This is a genomic window from Cupriavidus sp. LA-1, from assembly GCF_055385985.1.
In genome coordinates, this window is record NZ_AP031388.1 from 2,789,777 (window position 1) to 2,813,604 (window position 23,828).

At 65.2% G+C, this 23,828-nt stretch carries 18 protein-coding genes; 11 read left to right on the top strand and 7 right to left on the bottom strand.

Annotated features, from left to right (window positions below; genetic code table 11):
- The first annotated feature begins 1 nt into the window (after position 1).
- The 6 genes from ACZ5MJ_RS31705 to ACZ5MJ_RS31730 all read left to right on the top strand — a co-directional run bounded on the left by ACZ5MJ_RS31705 (position 2) and on the right by ACZ5MJ_RS31730 (position 6,173).
- The gene (locus ACZ5MJ_RS31705; RefSeq protein WP_464225042.1) at positions 2 to 1,387 is read left to right on the top strand and encodes an FAD-dependent oxidoreductase; all 1,386 of its coding nucleotides are present in this window, start codon (positions 2 to 4) and stop codon (positions 1,385 to 1,387) included.
- Positions 1,388 to 1,392: 5 nt separating this feature from the next.
- Positions 1,393 to 2,562 carry a CaiB/BaiF CoA transferase family protein gene (locus ACZ5MJ_RS31710; protein ID WP_464225043.1) on the top strand — a complete coding sequence of 390 codons (1,170 nt, stop codon included), beginning with the start codon at positions 1,393 to 1,395 and terminating at the stop codon, positions 2,560 to 2,562.
- The gene (locus tag ACZ5MJ_RS31715) at positions 2,559 to 3,332 is read left to right on the top strand and encodes an enoyl-CoA hydratase-related protein (protein ID WP_464225044.1); all 774 of its coding nucleotides are present in this window, start codon (positions 2,559 to 2,561) and stop codon (positions 3,330 to 3,332) included. The genes ACZ5MJ_RS31710 and ACZ5MJ_RS31715 overlap by 4 nt, the downstream gene beginning before the upstream one ends.
- Complete coding sequence (fdxA, locus tag ACZ5MJ_RS31720) at positions 3,332 to 3,667, top strand: ferredoxin (RefSeq protein ID WP_464225045.1); 336 nt, start codon at positions 3,332 to 3,334, stop codon at positions 3,665 to 3,667. The genes ACZ5MJ_RS31715 and fdxA overlap by 1 nt, the downstream gene beginning before the upstream one ends.
- A gap of 38 nt (positions 3,668 to 3,705) precedes the next feature.
- Positions 3,706 to 4,620: a LysR family transcriptional regulator gene (locus ACZ5MJ_RS31725; protein ID WP_464225047.1), complete on the top strand. Its 915-nt coding sequence runs from the start codon at positions 3,706 to 3,708 to the stop codon at positions 4,618 to 4,620.
- Positions 4,621 to 4,742: 122 nt separating this feature from the next.
- Complete coding sequence (locus ACZ5MJ_RS31730; protein ID WP_464225048.1) at positions 4,743 to 6,173, top strand: aldehyde dehydrogenase family protein; 1,431 nt, start codon at positions 4,743 to 4,745, stop codon at positions 6,171 to 6,173.
- Between the two features lie 349 nt (positions 6,174 to 6,522).
- Here the strand turns inward: ACZ5MJ_RS31730 and ACZ5MJ_RS31735 are convergent, their stop codons facing one another.
- The 5 genes from ACZ5MJ_RS31735 to ACZ5MJ_RS31755 form a co-directional block, all read right to left on the bottom strand.
- Positions 6,523 to 7,884, bottom strand: a complete 1,362-nt coding sequence (locus tag ACZ5MJ_RS31735) for a sensor histidine kinase (RefSeq protein WP_464225049.1) — start codon at positions 7,882 to 7,884, stop codon at positions 6,523 to 6,525.
- On the bottom strand, positions 7,877 to 8,557 hold the full coding sequence (locus tag ACZ5MJ_RS31740; RefSeq protein WP_464225050.1) for a winged helix-turn-helix domain-containing protein: 681 nt from the start codon (positions 8,555 to 8,557) through the stop codon (positions 7,877 to 7,879). Before ACZ5MJ_RS31740 ends, ACZ5MJ_RS31735 begins: the two co-directional genes overlap by 8 nt.
- A gap of 148 nt (positions 8,558 to 8,705) precedes the next feature.
- Positions 8,706 to 10,163, bottom strand: coding sequence for an efflux transporter outer membrane subunit (locus ACZ5MJ_RS31745; RefSeq protein ID WP_464225052.1), 1,458 nt, complete (start codon positions 10,161 to 10,163; stop codon positions 8,706 to 8,708).
- 1 nt (position 10,164) lies between these two features.
- Positions 10,165 to 13,326 carry an efflux RND transporter permease subunit gene (locus tag ACZ5MJ_RS31750; RefSeq protein ID WP_464225053.1) on the bottom strand — a complete coding sequence of 1,054 codons (3,162 nt, stop codon included), beginning with the start codon at positions 13,324 to 13,326 and terminating at the stop codon, positions 10,165 to 10,167.
- A 14-nt stretch (positions 13,327 to 13,340) separates the two neighbouring features.
- Complete coding sequence (locus ACZ5MJ_RS31755) at positions 13,341 to 14,567, bottom strand: efflux RND transporter periplasmic adaptor subunit (protein ID WP_464225054.1); 1,227 nt, start codon at positions 14,565 to 14,567, stop codon at positions 13,341 to 13,343.
- 117 nt (positions 14,568 to 14,684) lie between these two features.
- On the opposite strand from ACZ5MJ_RS31755, the gene ACZ5MJ_RS31760 reads away from it, so the two are divergent.
- From ACZ5MJ_RS31760 to ACZ5MJ_RS31770, 3 genes are all read left to right on the top strand, one after another.
- Positions 14,685 to 15,818, top strand: coding sequence for a COG4280 domain-containing protein (locus tag ACZ5MJ_RS31760; protein WP_464225055.1), 1,134 nt, complete (start codon positions 14,685 to 14,687; stop codon positions 15,816 to 15,818).
- 147 nt (positions 15,819 to 15,965) lie between these two features.
- Positions 15,966 to 16,307, top strand: a complete 342-nt coding sequence (locus ACZ5MJ_RS31765) for a DUF4148 domain-containing protein (protein ID WP_464225057.1) — start codon at positions 15,966 to 15,968, stop codon at positions 16,305 to 16,307.
- Positions 16,308 to 16,521: 214 nt separating this feature from the next.
- Positions 16,522 to 17,586: a porin gene (locus ACZ5MJ_RS31770; RefSeq protein ID WP_464225058.1), complete on the top strand. Its 1,065-nt coding sequence runs from the start codon at positions 16,522 to 16,524 to the stop codon at positions 17,584 to 17,586.
- 173 nt (positions 17,587 to 17,759) lie between these two features.
- On the opposite strand, the gene ACZ5MJ_RS31775 is transcribed toward ACZ5MJ_RS31770, so the two are convergent.
- A complete protein-coding gene (locus ACZ5MJ_RS31775; RefSeq protein ID WP_464225059.1) occupies positions 17,760 to 21,173 on the bottom strand; it encodes an adenylate/guanylate cyclase domain-containing protein in 3,414 nt (1,137 codons plus the stop codon).
- A gap of 338 nt (positions 21,174 to 21,511) precedes the next feature.
- Between ACZ5MJ_RS31775 and ACZ5MJ_RS31780 the strand changes: the two genes are divergently transcribed.
- Together ACZ5MJ_RS31780 and ACZ5MJ_RS31785 are read left to right on the top strand one after the other, a co-directional pair.
- The gene (locus ACZ5MJ_RS31780) at positions 21,512 to 22,186 is read left to right on the top strand and encodes a heavy metal response regulator transcription factor (RefSeq protein ID WP_464225060.1); all 675 of its coding nucleotides are present in this window, start codon (positions 21,512 to 21,514) and stop codon (positions 22,184 to 22,186) included.
- Positions 22,183 to 23,589 carry a heavy metal sensor histidine kinase gene (locus tag ACZ5MJ_RS31785; RefSeq protein WP_464225061.1) on the top strand — a complete coding sequence of 469 codons (1,407 nt, stop codon included), beginning with the start codon at positions 22,183 to 22,185 and terminating at the stop codon, positions 23,587 to 23,589. Before ACZ5MJ_RS31780 ends, ACZ5MJ_RS31785 begins: the two co-directional genes overlap by 4 nt.
- A gap of 1 nt (position 23,590) precedes the next feature.
- On the opposite strand, the gene ACZ5MJ_RS31790 is transcribed toward ACZ5MJ_RS31785, so the two are convergent.
- Positions 23,591 to 23,806 (bottom strand): hypothetical protein, encoded by a 216-nt coding sequence (locus ACZ5MJ_RS31790; protein WP_464225062.1) that lies wholly within the window; start codon positions 23,804 to 23,806, stop codon positions 23,591 to 23,593.
- Positions 23,807 to 23,828: the final 22 nt, after the last annotated feature.

Below are 23,828 nucleotides of genomic sequence, written 5' to 3' on the forward strand. Positions count from 1 at the left end.
AATGACCAAGATCAGTGACTGGATCCGCCAGCCGGCCCAAGACGTGCGTGTCGCGGCCAAGGCCAATGTGGTGGTGGTGGGCGGCGGCCCGGCGGGCCTGTCGGCCGCGCTGGCGGCCGCGCGCAACGGTGCCGAGACCATCCTGCTCGAGCGCTACAACCACCTGGGCGGCCTGGCCTCGGGCGGCATGGTGCTGGTGCTGGACGATATGTGGGACAGCCACCTGCAGGAAATCTCGGTGCGCGGCAACTGCCTGACCATGATCGAGCGCATGGCCGCGCTGGGCCTGGCAAGGTTCCCGCGCGCCAACGAGTGGGGCGAGGACCCCGCCGCATACCGGCGCTGGGGCCGCTGGGGCACCTTCGACTTCCACAGCCAGAAGACGCCGCATCCGGTCTGCTTTGCCGCGGCCTTCGATCCCGACGCCTACAAGCGCGTTGCGCTCGACATGGTGCAGCAAGCCGGCATCCAGCTGCGGCTGCACTCCTGGTTCTCGCAGACCCTGGTCGAGGACGGGCAGGTCAAGGGCGTGATCTGCGAAACCAAGAGCGGGCGCGAAGCCATCCTGGCCGACGTGGTGATCGATGCCACCGGCGACCTGGACGTGGCCGCATCGGCCGGCGCGCCGCACATCGGCGGCAGCTATATCACCACCACCGTGTTCCGCCTGGGCGGAGTCGATACCGAAGCCGCTGAACGCTTCGAGCAGGAAGAGCCGGAGGCCTACGCCCAGCTCGACCGCCAGATCAAGCGTATTCTCGGCGGCTCGTGGGGCCTGTGGTGGCTCAAGACGCCGCTTCCCGGCGTGGTGTGGTGCAACTGCCCGCACATGGCCGGCATCGACGGCCTCAAGGCGGAGGACCTGACCCGCGCCGAGATCCAGGGGCGCCAGCACATCCACGCCGTGGTCGAGTTCGTGCGCGACAAGCTGCCCGGCTTCGAGCATTGCTTTGTGATCGACGTCGCGCCGCAGACGGGCGTGCGCCAGACCCGCCTGCTCGAAGGCGAGTATGTGATGAGCAAGGAGGACGTGGCGCAGCGCTTGCGCTTTGACGACAGCATCGCACGCGGCCGTGACTACTATATGCCTTATCGCGTGCTGCTGCCCAAACAGGTCGACAACCTGCTGGTAGCCGGTCGCCACTACTCGGCCACCTCGCAGGCGCAGAAGATCTCGCGCGAGATCCCGCCGTGCATGGCGATGGGCGAAGCCGCCGGTGTGGCCGCGGCGCTGGCGCTCAACGCCGGTGTGTCGGTGCGCAACGTGGACGTGGGCAGCGTGCAGAAGGCCCTGCGCGCCCAGGGTGCCGATCCCGGCAACCAGGCAGGCCGCAACGCCGATATTCCGGCGCTGGCCGCCTATATCCCGCAGGCACAGGCAGCATGAACGAGATGGAGACAGGAACTATGCAGCAAGACATGCCGCTGACGGGTATCCGGGTGATCGATTTCACCCAGGTCATGATGGGCCCGGTGTGCACGCAGACGCTGGCCGACTACGGCGCCGATGTGATCAAGATCGAGCGCAAGGGCGCGGGCGATCTGAGCCGCTCGACCTTCGAGCCGGTGGCGGGCACCGATAACCCGATTTTCTGCAGCCTGAACCGCAACAAGCGCAGCCTTGCGCTTGACCTGCGCGATCCGGCCGCGATGGCGCAGGTGAAAACGCTGATCGCCGGTGCGGACGTGGTCGTCAACAATTTCCGTGCTGGCGTGATGGAGCGCATGGGCCTGGGCTACGAGGCCTGCCGTGAACTCAACCCGCGCATCATCTACGCCGTCGGCACCGGCTTCGGCGAGAGCGGGCCTTACGCGCACAAGGGCGGGCAGGATGTGCTGGCGCAAGCCGTCAGCGGCGTCATGGCGCGCCGCGCCGACGAGTCGGTGCCGGTCTCGGTCTACCCGACGGCACTGGCCGACTACTCGGCCGGCATGCATATGGTGCAGGGCGTGCTGCTGGCCCTGCTGCACCGCGCCCGCACCGGCGAGGGGCAGAAGATCAGCGTGTCGCTGTACAACTCCATGCTGGCCATGCAGATGCAGGAAGCGGCCATGATCATGATGGAGGATTCAGAGGTCAACTGGGCCGCCATGCCGCTGTCCGGCGTGTTCGACACCCGGAGCGGGCCGCTGGTCATGGTCGGCGCCTTCAAGGAGAATCCGCTGCGCGACATCTGCGCCGCACTCGAGCTCGAAGACTTGTCGGCCGATCCGCGCTACTGCGACCTGAACCAGCAGTTCCGCAACAAGGCCACCTTGCAGGCCATGCTGCGCGAACGCTTTGCCGCCAATACGCGCGAGCACTGGCTGGCGCGCCTGGAAACGCAGGACATCCTGTGCGCGCCGGTGCGCGACCTGCGCGAGGCGCTGGTGGACCCGCAGACGCTGCACAACCAGATCCTGCTGGAAGGCCAGGGCGAAGGGCGGGCGGTCCGGTTCATCGGCAGCCCGATCAGCATGTCGCGCGCGCGCGTCAGCCTGCGCCGGGCGCCGCCGCGCCTGGGCCAGCACAATGACGAAGTTCTGGGCGAACTGGCCAGCGCAAAGGTGGAGGCAGCATGAGCGTCCATCTGCAAGTCGAGAACTATGTTGCCTCGGTGACCCTGTCGCGCCCCGATGTGCTCAACGCGATCGACCTCGCCACCGAGGCCGAGCTGCAGCGTATCTGGACCGAGCTGGAGGGCCGCCGCGACGTGCGCGTGGTGGTGCTGACCGGTGAAGGCGAGCGTGCCTTCTGCGTCGGTGCCGACCTGAAGAATCCGTCCACCACCGGCCTGGAGTACTGGGGCGCGGCGCGACCCGGCGGCTTCGGCGGCATTGCCCTGCGCGAGTCGCTGAACGTGCCGGTGATCGCCCGTGTGAACGGCTTTGCGCTTGGCGGCGGCTTCGAGATGGTGCTGGGCTGCGATATCGTGGTGGCCTGCGAGGAGGCCAGCTTCGGCCTGCCGGAAGCCCTGGTCGGGCGCATGCCGCTGGACGGCGGCATGACCCTGCTGCAACGCCAGATCCCCTTCCGCAAGGCGATGGCGATGCTGCTGACGGGACAGCGCATGCCGGCACGCGAAGCCGCCGAGATCGGCCTGATCAACGAGGTGGTGCCGCGTGCCGGGCTGGATGCGGCGGTGCAGCGCTGGATCGATGCGCTGCTGGCCTGCGCGCCGCTGTCGCAGCAGGCGATCAAGCAGGTAGTGCGGCGCACCTCGACGCTGTCGCCCGCCGACGCCCAGGCGCTGCGCCTGCCGGCGCTGGTAGCCGCGCTGCAGTCCGAGGACGCGCACGAAGGCGTGCTGGCCTTCCAGCAAAAGCGCAAGCCACAGTGGCGGGGTTGCTGATGGCCTACGTCATTGCCTCGGGCTGCATCGACGTCAAGGACGGCGCCTGCGTAAAATGCTGTCCGGTCGATTGCATCTATGAAGGCGGGCGCACCCTCTATATCCACCCGGACGAATGCATCAGTTGCGGGGTGTGCGTGTCGGTGTGCCCGACCGAAGCGATCTATGAAGATGTGGAACTGCCGCCGGCCGAAGCGGCATTTGCCGACATCAACCGCGGCTTCTTTGCCAGCGGGGTGAGCGGCATCGGCTCGCCCGGCGGCGCCGACTATGTCGGCCCGCTGGCTTGTGACCATCCGCTGGTGGCGGCGTATCCGGCCAGGACGGGCGGGTAAGCCAATCGCGCCGGCAGCGTAATTCGAGAGAACAGGACATGCACGCCAGTATTCTGAAGTACTTTGTCGAGGTCGCCCGCTGCGGGTCGATCCGCAAGGCTGCGCAGAATCTTTTCGTGGCGTCGAGCGCAGTCAACCGGCAGATCCTCAAGCTCGAAGCCGAAATGGGCACTGACCTGTTCGACCGCCTGCCCAACGGCATCCGCCTGAATGCTGCGGGAGAGCGGATGCTGCAGCATATCCGCGCGACGCTGAACGACTTCCACCTGATGCGCAGCGAGCTCGACGAACTCAAGGACGAGCGCAAGGGTCACGTGTCGGTGGCGGCGATGGATTCGCTGTTTGTCGATTTCCTGCCCGCGGCGGTCGAGGATTTCTCGGAGCTTTACCCGGCCGTGACATACGCTATCGCAGCGGTCACGCCGTGGGACGTGGCGCCCAAGGTGCTGGGCGGCGAATACGATGTCGGCGTCACCTTCATCGCCAAGCTGCCCGCGGGACTGGACGTGGTGGCGCAAGTGGCGTTGCCTCCTGGCGTGGTGATGGCCTCATCGCATCCCCTGGCCAAGCTGGAGCGCCTGAACTTTGCCGACTGCCGCAACCATGCCTTCCTGCGCCTGGAGGGACGCTCGCCGATGCAGGGCGTGGTGTCGCCCAGGTTTGCCGAGTTCTGGGAGATGCTGACGCCCAGCGTCACCTGCAATTCGACCACCTTGCTCAAGCGGCTGGTGGCCTCGGGGCGCGGCATTTCGTTCTTCTCGAAGCTGGCCTTTCTCGACGAAATCGAAAAGGGCGAAGTGGTATGGCGTCCGTTCGACGAGCCCAATATCAACGCGCTCAGAGTTGGCATCGTCATACCGAACCAGCGCGCGCTGTCCAACGTCACCCATGAGTTCGTCAGAGGCATCGTGCACCGGCTGAAGCAGGTGGAGTTGTCCTTGCTCGATACCTGACCAGCGGACCTCAATCCGGCACGCCAATCCAGTCCGATAGCTTGTCATCACCTTTCCCGCGCATGCGGGAGAGGGGAGGGTTTTCGTCCGATCCATCCATCCGAAACAGTGAAAATATTCTAATGAAGCACAACTATATCGCCGGCCAATGGCTGGAGGGCGCAGCCAGCGTCGCCAATATCAATCCGTCCGACACCGCCGACGTGATCGACTACTATGCCCACGCTGATGCCGCCCAGGCGGACGAAGCCATCGCGGCCGCCCATGCGGCCGCGCCGCTGTGGGCGCGCAGCACGCCACAGCAGCGCGCCGACGCGCTCGACAAGATCGGCAGCGAGATCCTGGCGCGCCGCGAAGAACTCGGCGCGCTGCTCTCGCGCGAGGAAGGCAAAACCTTGCCGGAGGGCATCGGCGAGGTCACGCGCGCGGGCAACATCTTCAAGTTCTTTGCCGGCGAAGCGTTGCGCCAGCGTGGCGACAAGCTGGCCTCGGTACGCCCCGGGGTGGAGATCGAGGTCACGCGCGAGCCGGTGGGCACGGTCGGGATCATCGCGCCGTGGAACTTTCCGATGGCCATCCCGGCCTGGAAGATCGCCCCCGCGCTGGCGTTTGGCAACGCAGTGGTGTTCAAGCCGGCGGAGCTGGTGCCCGGCTGTGCCTGGGCGCTGGCGGAAATCATCAGTCGTGCGGGGTTGCCGGCGGGTACGTTCAACCTGCTGATGGGCCGCGGCTCGCAAGTCGGCCAGGCCATGCTTGACGACCGGCGCATCGACGCGATCTCGTTCACCGGCTCCGTTGCCACCGGCACCCGCGTGGCCCAGGCTGCCGCGCAGCGCCTGGCCAAGATCCAGCTCGAGATGGGCGGCAAGAACCCGATGGTAGTGCTCAATGACGCAGACCTGGACGTGGCAGTGGAATGCGCGGTGCAGAGTGCGTTCTTTTCCACCGGCCAGCGCTGTACGGCATCGAGCCGGCTCATCGTGGAGGAGGGCATTTACGCGCGCTTTATCAAGCGCATGCAGGAGCGCACCGCGGCGCTCAGGATCGACCATGCACTCACCGCCGGCACCGATATCGGCCCTGTGGCCAGCGCCGAGCAGTTCGAGCAGGACTTGCGCTATCTCGCCATCGGGCAGCAGGAAGGCGCCCGCCTGGTGTGCGGCGGCGAGACGGTGACGCGTGCCACGCCGGGACACTATCTGACGCCGGCAATCTTTGCGGATTGCAGCAACGAGATGCGCATCTGCCGCGAAGAGATCTTTGGACCGGTCGCTGCCGTGATCCCGGCCAGAGACTATGAGCATGCTCTCGAGCTTGCCAACGACACCGAGTTCGGTCTTGCCACTGGCATCTGTTCCACCTCGCTCAAGCACGTGCAGCACTTCAAGCGGCATGCGCAGGCCGGCATGGTGATGGTCAACGTGCCCACCGCGGGCGTTGATTACCACGTGCCATTCGGGGGGCGCAAGGGCTCCAGCCTGGGTCCGCGCGAGCAAGGCAGCTACGCGGCCGAGTTCTACACGACGGTGAAAACGGCCTACGTCGCAGGCTGAGTTGTCGCAGGACGACACGGCTGAGGTCCGGCGATGGAGGATTCCGTCGGCTTCTGAATCGCTGGAATTCAGCCAGTCTTCCCAGGTCTTCGCGGGCGAGAATGGCTACCCCTCGCAGGGGTGTCTAGCGCCGCCCTCGCTGCCGATGCGGCTCGTTCGAGGTGTGAGTTTGCGTGCAAGCTCAGCGGCCACGCGCAGTGCGGCGGCATGTTGGCGCCGATGCGGCGCGTGAGGACGGCCTTCAGCCTCGTCTTCCGGGCCAGGAGCCACCAACTCTTCCAGAAATGCTGATACCTAGGGGCCTGTTCACATATAAAACGTGCGCGCACGTTTTATATGTGAACAGGCCCTAGGACGAAAGGACCAGTGTTGCCCTCAACCCCGGGTGATTGTCGGTCAGCTCAATGGCGCCGCCATGCAGCCTTGCAACGGCGGCCACGAGGCTGAGTCCCAATCCCACGCCCGGGGTACTGCGGCTGGCGTCGCCGCGGTAGAAGCGTTCGAGAACCTTCTGCTTCTCGCCATCGGGGATGCCCGGCCCATCATCCGATACGGAGATTGCAACCGCTCCGTCGGCGCGGCGTGACGCCTCGACGGAGATCGTCCCGCGCTTCTGGGCATACTTGAGCGCGTTGTCGATAAGATTCCCGACCGCCTGCGCCAGCAACAGGGGATCGCCAGCCAGCGGGAGCGGCCCGGAGGACGCGAACGACAGTGCAACGCCCTGCAGTTCCGCCACGGGTTGATAGAATTCGGCGGCCTCGCCTGCCACGGCGGCGGCATCGACTTCGATGAATCCGGAGCGGCGCGTGCCGGAGTCAATCTCCGCCAGGCGCAGCAGCGCGTTGAAGATGCCCATGACGCGATCTACGTCGGCGATGGCGCTGTCGATCTCGGCAAAGGTCTGTTCCGGGCGCGGCCGGGTCACCGACAACTCTTCCAGGCGCGAACGCAATTCCGCCAGCGGCGTGCGCAGATCGTGCGCAATCGCATTGGACACGTTCCGGACGCCATCGACCAGGTGCTCGATCTGGTCGAGCATGCGGTTCTGGGTCTCCACCAGCGTATTGAGTTCGCTTTCGCCGCCATAGGCAGGCAAGCGATGTGCGAGATCTCCCTGCATGATGGCCGCGGATGCCTGGTTGATGTCGTGCACCTTGGCGAGCAGCGTGCGCCGGACCAGCAACCCGCCCGCTACGCCGAGCACCAGGACCATGCAGCCCGCGCCTGCCAGTGCGGACAGGAACAGCGTTTCCAGCTTTTCAAACCGGCTGACGTCCCGCCCCAGCAGGAGGTGATACCCGCCGGGAAGGAACTTGTGTATCAGCACGACTCTTGCCACCCGGTTGCGCACGTCGATCGATGCTGCGTGCACGCCTGCCGATGCCGGTACCCCGCGGGGCCACGCCGGCAGATTGCCGGCAAGCTTGGCCAGCGCCGGATCGGCGAACAGGATGATGGTGTTTTCCACGTCCTCGAGTTGCCCACCGACTCGCGTTCCAATTGCCGATGCCAGGGCATCGGGTCCGTGCCTGGCAAAGAGGTCCGCCATATTCTGTGCATCGGCCTGCAGCACCTCGGTCCGGCTTTGCTCGATGGTGTTGTGCCAGGCGTACAGCAGCGGCGTGGCGAACAGGGTGAGTACGACCAGGCTCACGGCAACGTAGCCAAGCCCGACGTTCAGCGCCGAAAAGCGCAAGCGCTTAATCATCTGCCGTCAGCATGTAGCCGGCATTGCGAATGGTCCGCAGCAGTTGCCGTCCGCTGCCGTCATCGATCTTCTGCCGCAGCTTGCTGACGTGCACGTCGATGACATTGGTCTGCGGGTCGAAATGATAGTCCCAGACGTTTTCAAGCAGCATGGTCCGTGTCACGACCTGGTTTGCGTGGCGCATCAGGTATTCGAGCAGCTTGAATTCACGCGGCTGGAGCGCGACGGCCTTGCCCGCCCGCGTGACCTTATGGGCGAGCAGGTCCATGGTGAGGTCGCCCAGCGTGAGCGTGGTCTCGGCCCGGCCCTCCTGCGAACGCCGCAGCAGGGCGTCAAGCCGCGCCAGTAGTTCGCCAAACGCGAAGGGCTTGACAAGGTAGTCGTCCCCGCCGCTCTTGAGGCCCCGGATGCGATCATCCACATCGGCAAGGGCGCTCAGGATCAGGATCGGGACCTTGCTTCCGGTCCTGCGCAACGCCTCGATGATCGCCAGGCCATCAATGCCGCCTGGCAACATCCGGTCCATGATGATCGCGTCATAGGGCTCGCTTGCGGCGAGGAACATGCCGTCGCGGCCGTTGTCGGCGTGATCCGTGGTGTGTCCCGCTTCGCTCAGTCCCTTCCTGAGGAACTGGGCGACGCGCTCGTTGTCCTCGACGATCAGTAGCTTCATGATAAGTCCGGCTTCGCCATTGTGAATGCGAGGGACCTCGCCCGCGCAATCGCTGGTCTCCAGGCATGCCCTGGTGAAATATTAGGCACAGCGCGATCCGGTTGCCAGCTCGCTGGCGATCCGTCCGTCCATCCTTGCAATTCCGGGATTATGAGACACTTTGCGCCGGCCGCGGCGCATCGCCGCTGCGCTGGATCCAGCCTCCGCCGAGCGAGCGGTACAGGTCGACAAGACTGGTCAGGCGGTTCAGGCGCGTCGTGACCAGCGCCAGTTGCGCGTTGTACAAGTCGGTCTGCGCGGTCAGCACACTCAGGTAACTGTCGGTGCCGCTCGTGTACAGCATGTTGGCCAGCTCCAGGCGGCGCTGCTGGGTATCGGTGTAGCGCTGCTGCGCCGCCAGCTGGTTGTCATAGGTGCCGCGCGCCGCCAGCCCGTCGGCAACCTCGCGGAAGGCGGTCTGGACAGCCTTCTCGTATTGCGCGATGCCGATGTCCTTCTGGACCGTCGCTACATCCAGGTTGGCCTGGTTCGCGCCAGCGGTAAAGATCGGCATGGCCAGCGAGGGAACGAAGGACCATGCGCTGGACCCGGCCGCAAACAAGCCACCGAGTGCCGCGCTGGCCGTGCCAAAGGTGCCCGTCAGCGAGATGCGCGGAAAGAATGCCGCACGCGCGGCGCCGATGTTCGCATTCTCCGAGCGCAGGGACGCTTCGGCCTGCAGGATATCGGGGCGGCGTTGCAGCAGGTCCGAGGGCATGCCGGCGGGAATGTCGGTGAGGATTTGCTGGGCGCCGAGCCTGACGGGGGGAGGCAGGTCGGGCGGCAGCGGCTGGCCGATCAGCAGAACCAGCGCATTCTCGGCCTGCGCGCGCAACCGGACCTGGGCGGCGTAATTTGCCTGTGCCTGCTCAACGGTGGTCTCCGACAGGCGCAGGTCCAGTTCGGACGCAATGCCGGTGTCGAATTGCAGTTTCACGATCTTGTATGCTGCCTGCGCGGTCTCCAGCGTGCTCCGGGTCACCGCGAGCTGCTCGTCGTAAGCAAGCGTGGTCAGGTACTGGTCCGCGATCTCGGACACCAGCAGGATCTCTGCCGCCTTGCGCGCATAGGCGCTTGCCAGGTATTGCTCGAACGCCGCATCCGAGAGGCTGCGCACGCGCCCGAAGAAGTCAATCTCCCAGGACGCTGAAACCGCCACCGAATAGTTGCGGGAGGTGTTCGCGCCGGTGCCGGAACGGCTGGTCGAAGTGCCCGTGGCCGACGCGCTCGCGCCGGCGTCCACCTGCGGAAACATTGCCGCGTGCTGGATGCGGTATTGCGCCTGGACTTTTTCGACGTTCAGCGCCGCGACACGCAGATCCCGGTTGTTGCGCAGCGCGAGTTCAACCAGCCGCTGCAGGCGGGGATCGGCAAGGAAGTCGCGCCAGCCGATGTCCGCGGCAGGCAGCGTTGCACTGGCTGTCCTGGCTGCAGCGGTCTGGTAGGCCTCGCCCGCGGGAAACGCGGCCGACACCGGCGCTCCCGGTCGCTGGTAGACGGGCTGCAGCGAGCAGCCTGCGACAAGGGTTACGAGCAGTGCGCTGGCGATGCATCTGTATCGCTTCATGTCAGTGATCTCCGGTACCCTGGCCGGCCGCGGCCATCGTCGATGCTGCCGGCCCGGCCGGCTTCTTCCTGCCAAGCTTGCTGCTGACCACGACATAGAACATCGGGATCAGGAAGGTGGCAACAAAGGTGGCGGTCAGCATCCCGCCGATCACCCCGGTGCCGATGGCGTTCTGGCTGGCGGAGCCTGCTCCGCTTGCCAGCGCGAGCGGCAGCACGCCCAGCATGAACGCCATCGAGGTCATCACGATTGGCCGCATGCGCATATGCGCCGCTTCAATGGCCGCCTGCAGCGCCGTGAGGCCCTGGGCGTGACGCTCGCGTGCGAATTCGACGACCAGGATGGCGTTCTTTGCCGACAGGCCAATGGTGGTCAGCAGCCCGACCTGGAAGTACACGTCGTTGGACAAGCCCATCAGTGACGTTGCGCCGAGTGCGCCCAGGATGCCGAGCGGCACCACCATGATGACGGAGACCGGGATCGACCAGCTCTCATACAGGGCGGCCAGGCTCAGGAACACCACCAGGATCGACAGGCCGTAGAGCAGGGGAGCCTGCGAACTCGATTGCTTCTGCTCCAGCGAGGTGCCCGTCCACTCGAAGCCGATTCCCGCAGGGAGTTGTTTCGCCAGCCGTTCCATCGCCAGCATTGCCTGCCCGGAGCTCTTGCCCGGCGCGGCCTGGCCCTGGATCTCCATTGCTTCGACGCCGTTATAGCGCTGCAGGACGGGTGGGCCGTAGGTCCATGCAGTCGTCGCGAACGTGGAGAAGGGCACCATGGTGCCGCCGCTGTTGCGTACATAGAGCAGGCTGATGTCGTCGGGATTCATGCGATAGGGCGCGTCGGCCTGCACATATACCTTCTTGATGCGTCCGTCGGTATCGAGGAAGTTGTTGACATAGCGCGAGCCCCAGGCAGTCGAGAAAGCCTGGTCGACGTCGCTGAGGCTGACGCCGAGCGCGGCGGCTTTCTCGCGATCGATATTGACCTTGAAGGTCGGGTTGTCCAGTTGCCCGTTGAAGCGCACCTGTGCAAGGTCAGGATCCTGCCTGGCCAGCGCGAGGAGCTGGTCGCGCGCCCTGGCGAGCGCGTCATGGCCGAGTCCGCCGCGATCCTCGAGCTCGAAGTCAAAGCCGGCTGCGACGCCCAGGCCGCGGATCGGCGGTGGGCTGACGGGGAAGACGACGGCATCCTTGTAGGTGGCATAGCGCTTGATGATGCGCTCGGAAAGGGCCTTGGCGGTCAGGTCGGGACTGTTGCGCTGGCTCCAGTCCTTGAAGCGGACGAACAACTGGCCCTGGCTCTGGCCGCGGCCGGCATTGTTGATGCCATTGACCATGAAGGTGGCGTCGACCATCGCCCCCTCATCCTTCAGCAGGTAATTGCTGACCTCGTCGAGGACCGCGCCGGTGCGCGCCTGCGTGGCCCCAGGCGGCGTCTGGACCTGCACGAACATGAAGCCCTGGTCCTCGTTCGGCAGGAACGATGTCGGCAGCTTGACAAACATGATGCCCACGGCAGCCACGATGGCCGCATAGATGATCAGCCAGCGACCGGAGCGGGCCGCGACGTGCCGCACGCCGTGCACATACTGGTCCCGGCCCTTGTCGAAAGTGCGGTTGAACCAGCCAAAGAATCCCTTCTTCTCGGCATGGTCCTCGCGCGGTGGCTTCAACAGCATGGCGCACAAGGCGGGCGTGAGCGAGAGCGCAACGAACACCGACAGCAGCATCGATGAAACAATGGTGAGCGAGAACTGGCGGTAGATCCCGCCGACCGTGCCGCTGGAGAACGCCACCGGCACGAATACCGCGCACAGCACCATCGCCACGCCAATCAGGGCGCTGCTGATCTGCCCCATCGCCTTGCGGGTCGCCTCAAGCGGAGACAGTCCTTCCTCGTGCATTACGCGCTCGACGTTTTCGACCACCACGATGGCATCGTCCACCAGCAGGCCGATGGCCAGCACCAGGCCGAACATCGACAGCGTATTGATGGTGAAGCCTAGCGCCGACATCACGCCGAACGTTCCCAGCAGGACCACCGGCACCGTGATCGAGGGGATCAGTGTGGCGCGCAAACTCTGCAGGAACAGGTACATCACCAGGAACACCAGGACGATGCCCTCCAGCAGGGTCTTGATCACTTCTTCGATCGAGATCTTGACGAACGGCGTGACGTCGTTCGGGTAGACCACCTTCAGTCCATGCGGAAAATACGGTTCCAGTTCCTTGACGCGGGCGCGTATCGCGGCGGCGGTGACCAGCGCGTTGCCGCCGGGCGCGAGCTGGATGCCGATGCCGGAGGCGGGCTGGCCACTGTACTTGTTGTCGACATTGAAGCTCTCCGCACCGAGATTGATGCGCGCGACGTCACGCAGCCTTACCTGCGAGCCGTCCGGCAGCACCTTGAGCAGTACATTGCCGAAGTCCTCGCTGGTGCGCAGCAGCGTCGATTCAGTGATGGTCGCGCTCAGTTGCTGGCCCTGCACGGCCGGCGTTCCACCAAGCTGGCCGCCGGAAATCTGCACGTTCTGGCTTTGCAGCGCCGCGGTGACGTCATTGGGGCCGAGGGCGTAGCTATTGAGCTTGTTCGGGTCGATCCAGATCCGCATCGCGTACTGCGTACCGAACACGTTCATGTTGCCGACGCCGTTGATCCGGCTGATCGGGTCCTGGACGTTCGAGACCACGTAGTTGGCGATGTCGAACTTGTTCATGCTGTTGTCAGCCGACACAAAGCCGATCACCATGAGAAACGCGTTGGTGGATTTGGTGACGCGCACACCCGACTGCTGGACCTGGGCCGGCAGCAACGGCACGGCGAGCTGCAGCTTGTTCTGCACCTGCACCTGGGCGATATTGGGGTCGGTGCCGCTGGCAAACGTGAGCGTCGTGGTCGACTGGCCGGTATCGTCGCTGGTCGACGACATGTAGAGCAGGTTGTCAACCCCGCTCATCTGCTGTTCGATCACCTGGACCACGGTGTTTTGCACGGTCGTCGCGGAAGCCCCGGGGTACGTGGTGCTGATCTGCACCGAGGGCGGCGCTACTGGCGGAAACTGCTCGATCGGCAGGGACTGGATAGCCAGTCCTCCCGCCAGCATGATGAGCAGGGAGAGGACGATCGCGAAGATGGGGCGGTCGATGAAGAAGCGTGCCATGTCTGGGTCCGTCCTTAGCTAGCCTGCGCAAGCACAGGTGGCTGTCGCATCGCGGACGCGCCGCCGGTGTCTGCCTTGGCCGCAGCCTGCGCCGCCCGGCCTGGCGCTTCCACTGCCTGTACCAGCATCCCGGGTTGCACTTTCTGGCCGCCGGCCACGACGATTCGCTCGCCATCGTTCAGGCCGCCGGTGACAATCCACTTGTCGCCGAGCGTGCTTTGTGCCTGGATGGTTCGTTGAACGACCTTGCTGTCGGGGCCCACCACCAGCGCGGTCGCCTGCCCCTGCGGGTTATGGCCGACGGCAGGGACAGGCACCAGGTATGCGTTGTCATTGACCCCTTGCTCGAGGCGGGCGCGCACGAACATGCCGGGGAGCAGGACATTGTTCGGATTCGGGAATATCGCGCGCACTGTTACCGAGCCAGTGGCCGGATCGACCGTAACACCGCTGAATTCAAGCTTGCCGGCCAGCGGATACTGCGTACCGTCCTCCAGCGTGAGCGTCACCCGGGCCTGGTCCAGGCCGTGCGGCTTTACCTGCCCGCTGGCGACCTCGCGCCGAAGCTGCAAGCCGGCGACGCTTGCCTGGTTGAGGTTCACGTAGATCGGATCGATCTGCTGGATCGTGGTCAGCAGCGTCGCCGCGCTGCCCTGCACGTAGGCGCCCTGGGTGACCTGCGAAATACCGCTGCGTCCCGCAATCGGCGCCACGACATCGGTGTATCCCAGGTTGAGCCTTGCCATCTCGACGGCGGCCTTGCTGGCGGCAACATCGGCGGCGGCCTGCTTGCGCGCCGCGACGGCGTTGTCATAAGCCTGTTTGCTGATCGCGTTGCCGGCGATGAGGGTCTGGTAACGCTCCGCCTGGGCGGTGGTGGTGGCGAGATTCGCTTCCGCCTTCTGCAGTGCCGCCGACGCACTGTTCAAGGCGGCGCGATACTGTGCCGGATCGATCTGGTACAGCGTCTGGTTCGCCTTGACGTCCGCGCCTTCCTGGAAGCTGCGTTTTTGCACGATGCCGTCAACCCGGGCCCTGACCTGTGCAATGAGGTAGGCCGAAGTGCGGCCGGGGAGTTCCACCGAGACCGGAACACTGGTCCGTCTGACCGTGACCACCGTGACTTCCGGCGCCGCTGACTTTGGACTCGCTGGTATTGCGGGACCGCAGCCCGCGAGCGCGAGAACAGCCAGCGTGACGGCCAGACCGGCACTGCGCCGAAGTGTTTTGTGCGAATTCATCAACAAGGCTCCATCCCGGTGGGTTGTGAAGGGCGGGTGGTTGCACTCTGCGCGATCGCGGATGAAGGCTGGGTTGGCGGTTCATTAACAGTTGTTAATGTGCGGGGAACGCGGCGAATGACGAATGACAAATCCGTAATCCAATTGACAGCGTTACAGGCCCCCGCACTAACTAGAATCCACGCCGTCGTACGCGAACGACGCCGGCCGGAGCTCGCCTCGGCGAGCGAACCCTTTCACCCTGGAAAACTGGAGCGGGACATGCATGAATGGACTTCGGCAGGACCTTCCGTGCTTGCAGCGTTCATGGCCTCGCTGGTCGAGTTCGTGGAGGCACTCACCATCGTGCTGGCGGTTGGTGCCGTCCGCGGCTGGCGCTCGGCGCTGCTGGGGACGGCAGCTTCGCTGGCCGCCCTGATGCTGCTGGTGGCAGTAGCTGGCCCTGCACTCGCCAGGATTCCGCTGCCGGTGGCCCAGCTGGTCGTTGGCACGCTGTTGCTGCTGTTCGGCATGCGCTGGCTGCGCAAGGCGGTGCTGCGGGCGGCGGGCATCTTGCCGATGCACGATGAAGCTCAGGCGTTCACCACGCAAACCGAAGCCTTGCGCCGGCAAGCCGGGCCATCCGACAAGTCGATCGATGCGGTGGCATTCGCGACCGCCTTCAAGATCGTGATGCTTGAAGGCATTGAGGTGGTGTTTATCGTCATTGCCATCGGCGCGAGCGGGCGCTTGATCCTGCCTGCGTCCATTGGTGCCGGCCTGGCATTGCTTGTGGTAGTGGCACTCGGCGTATGGCTGCATCGACCGTTGGCGAATGTTCCGGAGAACTCACTCAAGTTCGGCGTCGGTGTCATGCTTGCCGCCTTCGGCACGTTCTGGGCAGGCGAGGGCATCGGCCTGTTGTGGCCGGGTGACGACTGGGCGATCCTGGCTCTGATCGGCGTCTTTGTTGTCGTCGCGCTGGCAATGGTTCACCTCTGCAGGCGACTGCGCGGGACCTCCCGGACGCGGCCGAAGGCAGCCGCCGGCGCGCATACGCCCGCTCGCCGCGGCCTGGCGAAGGGGGTCGAGGAAGTGATGGGACTGTTTGTGGACGACGGGTGGCTGGCCATCGGCGTGGTGGCCTGGGTGCTGGCTGCCTGGGAGATCCGCGCATTGCATGCCGTCGCCGCCGCGCAGGCGGCGCCGTTGTTCGCAGTGGGACTGACGGCGTTGCTGGCGGCTAGCGCGGCTCGGCGTGCGCGCGCCTGAGAGCAGATGTAATGCGATCGTAATGGATTGGTCAGGCTGCCGTCCCTGGGCGGAGCCAATACTGACTGCAGCATCTTCATCATACGGATGACGGTGCGGCGGCTCCGGCGCTACCGGAGGCAATCCAACCGAAAGAGGTAACGCATCATGAAAGCACTCATTCGAACTGTACTGATCTCCTGCGCTCTGGCAGCGCCGGCACTGTCGTTCGCGCAAAGCGTGCAGGCACCGATCACCCGTGCCGAAGTCCGCACCGATCTGATCCGGCTGGAACAGGCCGGCTACAAGCCTGGCACCGATAACGCGACATATCCCGAAGGCATCCAGGCGGCCGAAGCCAGGGTGCAGGCGGAGGATGCCGCGGCGGCCACGGGTGCCGCTGCAAGTGCGCAACCGCAGGCACACGAGCATATGCAGGCGGCTTTGCCGTCAGGGACCGTCCAACCCAGGATTGATGACGTCCGCAGCTCGTTCTACAACGGCGCGTAACACGCCGATGCTGCTGCACCCTACGCGTTCCGGTAGCGAACCAAATACCCGGAACGCGGCAGCAGGGCCTGGGTCACGTCAGCTGCTGTCTCCAGGGTTGCAAGGGCTTGTGGATGTAACTGCATTGCAATGCTCGCGTAATCCCGCTGATCCTAGACTTTGTCCCGCTGTTGGTTGATTCATTGTTTGGGAAACAAGGGATACTGGAGACCCTATGAGGAAGATTAAAGGCGCTGCTGTCGGTATGGCACTTGGCTCGTTGTCGCTCGGCGTGTTCGCTCAGACCAGCGTCACGCTGTACGGTGTCGCCGATGCCGGCATCAGCTTTCAAAACCACGTGAGTGGCGGCTCCAGCGGGAGCGGCTCGCAAGTTGGCGTGACTTCGGGTGGCCTGTCCAGTTCGCGCTGGGGCCTGCGTGGGGTCGAGGATCTGGGCAATAACCTGAAGGGCATCTTCGTGCTGGAAAGCGGCTTCGATCTCGCCACCGGCAAATCTGCCCAGAGCGGCAGACTGTTCGGCCGCCAGGCCTATGCTGGCTTGCAGGGCGACTTCGGTGCCGTCACGCTCGGTCGTCAGCAGAACGCCCTGTACGACCTGTTCGCTGCCTACGACCCGATGGCGCTTGGCCCTGTCTACTCGCTCAACGCGGTCGACAATCAATTCAACGGCCGCGCCGACAATGCCATCAAGTACACCGGCAAGATCGGGGGGCTGACGGCAACGGGCTTCTACAGCTTCGGTCGCGACGTTACCTCGGGCCTCGGCGGCGAAGTTCCGGGCCACTTCAGGGTCGGCACCAACTTCGGCGGTGGCCTGGCGTACGCGAACGGACCGTTTTCGGTCGGCGTCGCCTATGACCAGTACCAGGGCAGTACCCTTGCCACGGCGGGCCTCGCTGCCAGGCGCGCCGCGGTCGGCGCCTCATATGCCATTGGCGCCGCCAAGGCGTTCGCAGGCTATCGCTGGATGCGCGATGAAGTCACCACGGATACGGCGCGTCACGACAACCTGTATTGGCTTGGTGCGCTGTACAAGCTCACGCCGGCCTTCTCCCTGACCGGTGCGGCCTATTACACCGACGCCCGCACTGACAACAAGGATTCATGGATGTTTGTGGTGAACGCCGACTATGCCCTGTCCAGGCGCACCGACGCCTATGTACTGCTCGGATACGTCGCCAACAAAGGGAATGCGACCTTCGGCGTGACTGGAACCGCCAATACCTTGCCGGGGCAGAACCAGACCGGCGCCATGGTCGGCATGCGTCACCGCTTCTGATCCGTATTGCCGTGGGCGCTGCCGCGCTCCCCGGATGAGTGACGAACGCTCATATCGACCTTGACTTCGAACTGGGGCAAGGACGTTTGGCCGGCCGCAATGCCGGCTTTTTATTTGCCGATGGCGGTGATTGCGGTCGACGCCAGTTGCAATTATTTCGATGACGCGCGGCACTATGGCAGGTCGTCGAGCAGCGCTTTCGCCAGCGGCAAGTCACTGGTGTCGAAGCCTTCCGTGAACGCGCCACAGATCTGCGCCAGGTGTTGCCGGGCTGCTTCTGCCTTTCCCTGTCGCTGCCATAGTCGAGCCAGGCTCAGTGTTGCGCGCAATTCCAGCGACTTCGCACCCTGGTGGCGGGCGACTGCGATCGCCTGGTGAAAACACGCCTCGGCGTCTCCGGCATGCGTGGACGGGCCGCCTGCCATGCCGTACGCATGGAGCATCAACTCCCCTTTGAGCCTGTGCAGTTCCGCTTCATGGAAGCGCTCCCCCGTCCTGTTGACGATGGCCAACGCCTCGTCCAGCACGTTCAGCCCGGCGTCCGCCTGCCCCGCGTTCCCGTAGCATTCGGCCAACAGGGCCAGGAAATACGAGCGCTCCCGCTCAGCCCCGGTGGCCCGGTAGGCGGCAAGACCCTGGAGGATCTGGGCGATTCCCTCCTCGCTTTGCCCCTGCACCGCCAGCGCCCAGCCGCGAAGGATCGGCGCCCACGCCAGCCAGAACGGAAATCCCTGTTCGGTTGAGAGCGCCATGGCAGCCTCGGCCAATTCCCGGGCCTGCTGTGCGTCACGCTGAAACTGATGGAGCTCTGCCGCAAAGACCAGGCAGTGGACCAGACCAAATGGATGAGACATCTTCCTGGCCAGGGCAAGCGCCTCCTGGGCCGGTTTGCCGGCCTGACCGGCATGGCCCTGGTACCACAGGATCCAGGCCACAAAGGTCAGGCTACGTATGCCCGGATCCAGCCTGGAAACCAGCGCGTGAGTGTGGTGCTGCCCGGGCCCGTAGAGCGCGAGCACCTGCTGGTGGTGGGCCAGGGCGGTGGCGAATTCACCTTGAAAGAACAGGGTCGCTCCCAGTGCGCTATGGGCTTCCACCTGCAACGCCGGGTCCCGCGCATTGCGCGCGATGCGGAGCAGCCGCTCACCCAGTTCGCGCGCGGTCGCGTACTCTGCACGCAACTGATAATAGGTCCGCAGTCCCAGCAGCGCCGGGAACATTTGCGAAGCTTCCCCGGCCTGTTCGCACAGCGCCAGCGCGCGCGTGTAGGTCGCCTCCACCTCCGGGGCGGCGTAACCCCGGGCGGCCATCAGGGCCGGACCGATGGCAAGCTGCAGTGCGAGCTCCTGCTCAGCGCGTTCGGGTGTGTCGGGCAGGCGCTTGAGCAGTTCCAGCGCCGAACCGAGGTGCCGGATCGCTTCGAGACTGGCCGAACGCTGGAAGGCCTGTTGCCCCGCACAGTGCAGATACGCCACGGCTTTCGGAACGTTGCCGCTTTGGCTGTAATGGTGCGCCAGTTCGCTGCAGTATTCCTTGAGCCGGGTAGGGTACAACGCCTCGATCGCCCGCGCAGTGCGTTCATGCAGCACGCTGCGCTGTTCCGTGAGCATCGAGTTCCTGGCAACCTCCTGCGTCAGTGCATGTTTGAACGTGTATTCCACCTCCGGGAACGCGGGCCGTTCGTAGAGGAATTCGCCGGCCTCCAGTCGGGACAGCAGGCGGCGCAGATCGCCTTCAGGCCGCCCGGCGACCGCCTGTATCAGACTCCAGGAAAACTCCGTGCCGAGCACGGCAAGAGTCTGCAGCAGCCCCTTCTCCTCACCGGGGAGCCGATCCATGCGAGCCGCGAGCACGCCCTGCACGGTGGGCGGGATACGAATCGCGGTCGGCGTCGTCTCGATCCGGTAATCTCCGGGCTTGCCGAGCAGCGCTTTCTCCTCGGCCAGGGTCTGGACAACCTCTTCCATGAAGAAGGGATTGCGTTCGGTCTTCTCCAGGATGAGCTGCTTGACGCGCGTCAGTCCGGGATCGTCCCCCAGCAGGACGCTGAGTATGTCCTGGGCTTCCACGGGGCCCAGAGGGTCGAGCCGCATCTGGGTATAGTAGCGATGGCACCCCAGGCCATGCTGATACTCGGGCCGGTAGTTCACGAGGACGAGGATCCGGGCAGTTGTCACGGTGTCGACGAGGAACGCCAGGAAGGCCTCCGTGTCGCTGTCCAGCCATTGCAGGTCCTCGAACACGAGCTCGATGGGCTGATTGACGCTCTCGCGCACCAGCAGGCGCATGATTGCCTCGAACGTGCGCTGCCGCCGGATGCGCGGGTCCATGTTCGGCAGCGCCGAACCCGGATCGCCGATGCCCAGCAGATACAGCAGGTAGGGCAAGAGATCTTCCAGACTGCGCTCGAGCGTCAGCACCTTGCCCATGACCTTTTCCCGGCACCGTTGCTCGTCGTCCTGGGCGGTGATCTGGAAATAGTTCTTCAAGAGCTCGATCAGGGGCAAGCAGGCAAAGGACTTGCCGTGCGAAATCGAAAAAACTTCGAGCACCAGGCAGTCTCGCCGGGAGCGCGCTTTGAATTCATGGAACAGCCGCGATTTTCCGACCCCGGCTTCCCCCAGCACCCCGACGACCTGCCCGTGTCCCGCCCTGGCCTGGTCCAGCGCCCGCTGCAGCTGCTCCAGTTCGCTCTGGCGGCCCACAAACCGGGCCAGGCCACGGCGCTCCGCCACTTGCAGGCGCGTGCGCAATGGCCCCAGGCCAAGCAACTCGTAGACGGTGAGCGGCTCGGGGATGCCTTTGACCTGGGTGTCGCCCAGGGTCTTGAACTCGAAATACCCCTCGGCCAGCTTATGGGTCGACGCGCTCACCAGGATGGAAGAAGGCGCCGCAATCGTCTCCATCCGGGAGGCGATGTGGGTCGTGTGCCCAACCGGCTCGTAGTCCGTGTGCAGGTCGTCCTTGCGGATCCAGCGCACCACAACCTCACCCGTGTGGATGCCCACCCGGATCTGCAGCGGGATGCCTTGCTCCTGGCGCATCCGGTCACTGTGGCGTTGGATGGCGTCCTGCATGCGCAGCGCCGCATACAGCGCCCGCTGAGGATGGTCCTCATGGGCGATGGGGGCGCCGAACAGGGCCAGGATCCCGTCGCCCAGCGACTTTGCCACGTAGCCCCCGTAGTGGTGCACGGCCTCCATCATCAGGGCGACGACGGGGGCGATCAGGCGGTCGACGTCTTCCGGGTCGAGATCGTGTATCAACGCCGTCGAGCCGGCCATGTCGGCGAACAGGACGGTGATGGTCTTGCGTTCGCCGGCCCCGGACGTGTCGCCGCCGCGCGCTTCCAGCGCAGCCTGCTCGGCCAGGATGCGCTCGGCCAGGTAGGGAGGGGTGTACTGGATCGGGGCGGCGGGCGACGTTTGTGGCCAGGCGCCCAGGGGCGCACCACATTCACTGCAGAATTTTGCGGCCGGGCCCGACTCGTGGCCGCAGCGCGAACACACGCGTGCCAGCCCGGCGCCACACCCCTCGCAGAATCTGGCCCCGGCAGAGTTCTCGAATCCGCAGCTCGAGCAGCGCATACAACCTCACTCGCCCCGGCGCACCTTCTGAAGATTAAACGCCTGACCAATATCTGCGGGCAATCAGTCGATGCAAATAAATGCGGTCGACCAAACGGGTGCCGGCGCGTCGAAATGGCATGCATGAGATTGAATGTGCACTTTTCCAGTTGCCGGCGAATTAATGAAGGGATCGCGGCGGGATGCCGCAGCGCGGGCATCACAATCCACTTTCTTTGGAATGCGGCAAGGCATCAAACGCGGTCGGAACGATTACAGTCTTGTCATTCCGCGCAGGGTGCGCCGGGCATATGATCACTGCATGCAATCCAGACCGCGGCGACAGGGAGCGCAAGGCAATGAAGATCCTGGTGGTGGAAGACGAGCCCAAGACGGCGGCGTACCTGCGCAAAGGCCTGACGGAATCGGCCTTCGTGGTGGATGTCGCGGTGACGGGCGCCGATGGGCTGCATCAGGCCATGGAGCATGCCTATGACCTGGTCATCCTCGACGTCATGCTCCCCGGGATGAACGGCTGGGACCTGCTCAGGCAGCTGCGCGAGCACAAGGACACGCCGGTTTTGTTCCTGACCGCCCGCGACGACCTGGAAGACCGCGTGCGCGGCCTGGAGCTTGGCGGCGACGACTACCTGGCCAAGCCGTTCGCGTTCGTGGAGTTGCTGGCACGCGTGCGCACCTTGCTGCGGCGAGGGCCCTCGCGCGAGGCCGACCGGATCGAGATCGCGGACCTGGAAGTCGACTTGATTCGCCACCGCGTTACCCGTGGCGGGCAGCGCATCGACCTGACGCCGCGCGAATTCGCGCTGCTGCACTTTCTTGCGCGGCGGCATGGCGAGGTGCTGAGCCGCACCCAGATTGCGTCGCACGTGTGGGACATGAACTTCGACAGCGACACCAACGTGGTCGACGTTGCCGTCCGGCGGCTGCGCGCCAAGATGGATGACCATTTCGCACCGAAGCTGATCCACAGCGTGCGGGGCATTGGCTACGTCCTCGAAACGCGCCAGCCGTGAAGTCAGCCGGTTCGCTCACCGCGCGGCTTGCGCTGGCCTTTGCGCTGATTGCGGGGGCCGCCTTTGCCGGGGTCGGGCTATACCTCTATCACGCGCTGGCCATGCAGATCATCGAGCGGGACGACGCGGAGCTCCTGCGCAAGGCCGCCCGCGCCCGCACCGAACTGGCCGAGACGCGAGGGAGCGATGCCGAGCGATGGCGCGAGCTCGGCGGCGTGGTCGCCGGAAATGCCGAGTACGGCCTGCTCGCCAGCGCGCCCGACGGCACGCCGGTAGTGGCGGCGGGAGCAGAGCCGGGCGTGCAGCCCGAAGCTGCGGCGCTGCCGCCAGGGGCGCCGATCGAGCTCGCATCGATCCGCACATGGAGCCGCGCCGACGGGCTGCCTGTGCGCGGCATTTCGATGCTTGCGCACGCCGGGGCGCAGGGGCTGCCGGTGCAGGTCACGGTCTACCAGATTGCTGCATCGCGCATGGCACTGTTGCGCGCCTATCGCTGGAAGCTGGTCATGGCGACGTGCCTCGGTGCCCTGGCCGCGGGCGCGCTTGGCTATGCCGCGCTGCGTGCCGGCATGGCGCCGCTGCGCCGCATGGCGGCCGGCACCCGGGCCGTGACGTTCACCAGCGGAGCACTGCCCGTCGATCCGTCGCTGCTTCCCGTGGAACTCAATGAGCTGGCGCTGGCGTTGCAGCAGATGATCGAGCGGCTGCGCGAGCGCTACGAGCGCTTGTCGCAGTTCTCGGCAGACCTGGCGCATGACTTCCGCACGCCGATCAACAACCTGCTCGGACAGACGCAAGTGGCGCTTGGCAGCGACCGTCCGGTCGAGGAATACCAGGCGCTGCTGGTATCAAACGTGGAGGAATACGAACGCCTTGGGCGGATGATCGAGAACATGCTGTTCCTGGCCCGCGCCGACAACGCGCGCGTGGCGGTGCGCTACGCCGAGCTGGACCTCGCCACCGAGCTGGAGCGGCAGGCGGACTACTTCGAACTGCTGGCGGACGCCCGCGGGATCACCATTCTCGTCGATGCGCGGGGCCAGGTCCATGCGGATCCCACGCTGCTGCGGCGCGCCGTCGGCAACCTGATCTCCAATGCGGTCCGGTACGCGCCCACCGGTTCGCAGGTGCGCCTGTGGGCGCGCGAGGCGGGCGCGCAGGTGCGGATCGAGGTGTCGAACCCGGGCCCGGGCATTGCGGCAGAGGATCTGCCGAAGCTGTTCGACCGGTTTTTCCGTGCGGACCCTGCACGGGCCAACTCCGGCGAGTCGTCAGGCATCGGGCTCGCCATCGTCAGGACCATCATGGATCTGCACCATGGCACCGCACAGGCGGAATCGACACCGGGGCAAGTGACCTGCTTCCGGCTGATCTTTCCGGCCCGCGCGGACCTGGGCCAGTGACTCAGGCTTGGGCAGGCAGGTGAGCGCCATCGAGGTAAGGGTCGCGCGCGCCATTGTTGGCGCCGTCCGTGAAGGGGTCGCGCTGGCGGTGGACCTGGTCGGCGATCGCCCCGTTGGGCCCGTTGGAGGGATCGACAGCCGCTGAGGCAAAGGGCGCGGCGGACGCAAGTACCGTGAGCAGCAGGGCGGTAGTGAGGATTCGGCGGGTAGGCAACATGACATTCTCCAGTTGAGTCGTG

Bases quoted from the DNA above. Each gene is read 5' to 3' on its own strand.
- ACZ5MJ_RS31705 (WP_464225042.1), top strand. From the start codon at position 2: ATGACCAAGATCAGTGACTGGATCCGCCAGCCGGCCCAAGACGTGCGT.
- ACZ5MJ_RS31710 (WP_464225043.1), top strand. From the start codon at position 1,393: ATGGAGACAGGAACTATGCAGCAAGACATGCCGCTGACGGGTATCCGG.
- ACZ5MJ_RS31715 (WP_464225044.1), top strand. From the start codon at position 2,559: ATGAGCGTCCATCTGCAAGTCGAGAACTATGTTGCCTCGGTGACCCTG.
- fdxA (WP_464225045.1), top strand. From the start codon at position 3,332: ATGGCCTACGTCATTGCCTCGGGCTGCATCGACGTCAAGGACGGCGCC.
- ACZ5MJ_RS31725 (WP_464225047.1), top strand. From the start codon at position 3,706: ATGCACGCCAGTATTCTGAAGTACTTTGTCGAGGTCGCCCGCTGCGGG.
- ACZ5MJ_RS31730 (WP_464225048.1), top strand. From the start codon at position 4,743: ATGAAGCACAACTATATCGCCGGCCAATGGCTGGAGGGCGCAGCCAGC.
- ACZ5MJ_RS31735 (WP_464225049.1), bottom strand. From the start codon at position 7,884: ATGATTAAGCGCTTGCGCTTTTCGGCGCTGAACGTCGGGCTTGGCTAC.
- ACZ5MJ_RS31740 (WP_464225050.1), bottom strand. From the start codon at position 8,557: ATGAAGCTACTGATCGTCGAGGACAACGAGCGCGTCGCCCAGTTCCTC.
- ACZ5MJ_RS31745 (WP_464225052.1), bottom strand. From the start codon at position 10,163: ATGAAGCGATACAGATGCATCGCCAGCGCACTGCTCGTAACCCTTGTC.
- ACZ5MJ_RS31750 (WP_464225053.1), bottom strand. From the start codon at position 13,326: ATGGCACGCTTCTTCATCGACCGCCCCATCTTCGCGATCGTCCTCTCC.
- ACZ5MJ_RS31755 (WP_464225054.1), bottom strand. From the start codon at position 14,567: ATGAATTCGCACAAAACACTTCGGCGCAGTGCCGGTCTGGCCGTCACG.
- ACZ5MJ_RS31760 (WP_464225055.1), top strand. From the start codon at position 14,685: ATGACGAATGACAAATCCGTAATCCAATTGACAGCGTTACAGGCCCCC.
- ACZ5MJ_RS31765 (WP_464225057.1), top strand. From the start codon at position 15,966: ATGAAAGCACTCATTCGAACTGTACTGATCTCCTGCGCTCTGGCAGCG.
- ACZ5MJ_RS31770 (WP_464225058.1), top strand. From the start codon at position 16,522: ATGAGGAAGATTAAAGGCGCTGCTGTCGGTATGGCACTTGGCTCGTTG.
- ACZ5MJ_RS31775 (WP_464225059.1), bottom strand. From the start codon at position 21,173: ATGCGCTGCTCGAGCTGCGGATTCGAGAACTCTGCCGGGGCCAGATTC.
- ACZ5MJ_RS31780 (WP_464225060.1), top strand. From the start codon at position 21,512: ATGAAGATCCTGGTGGTGGAAGACGAGCCCAAGACGGCGGCGTACCTG.
- ACZ5MJ_RS31790 (WP_464225062.1), bottom strand. From the start codon at position 23,806: ATGTTGCCTACCCGCCGAATCCTCACTACCGCCCTGCTGCTCACGGTA.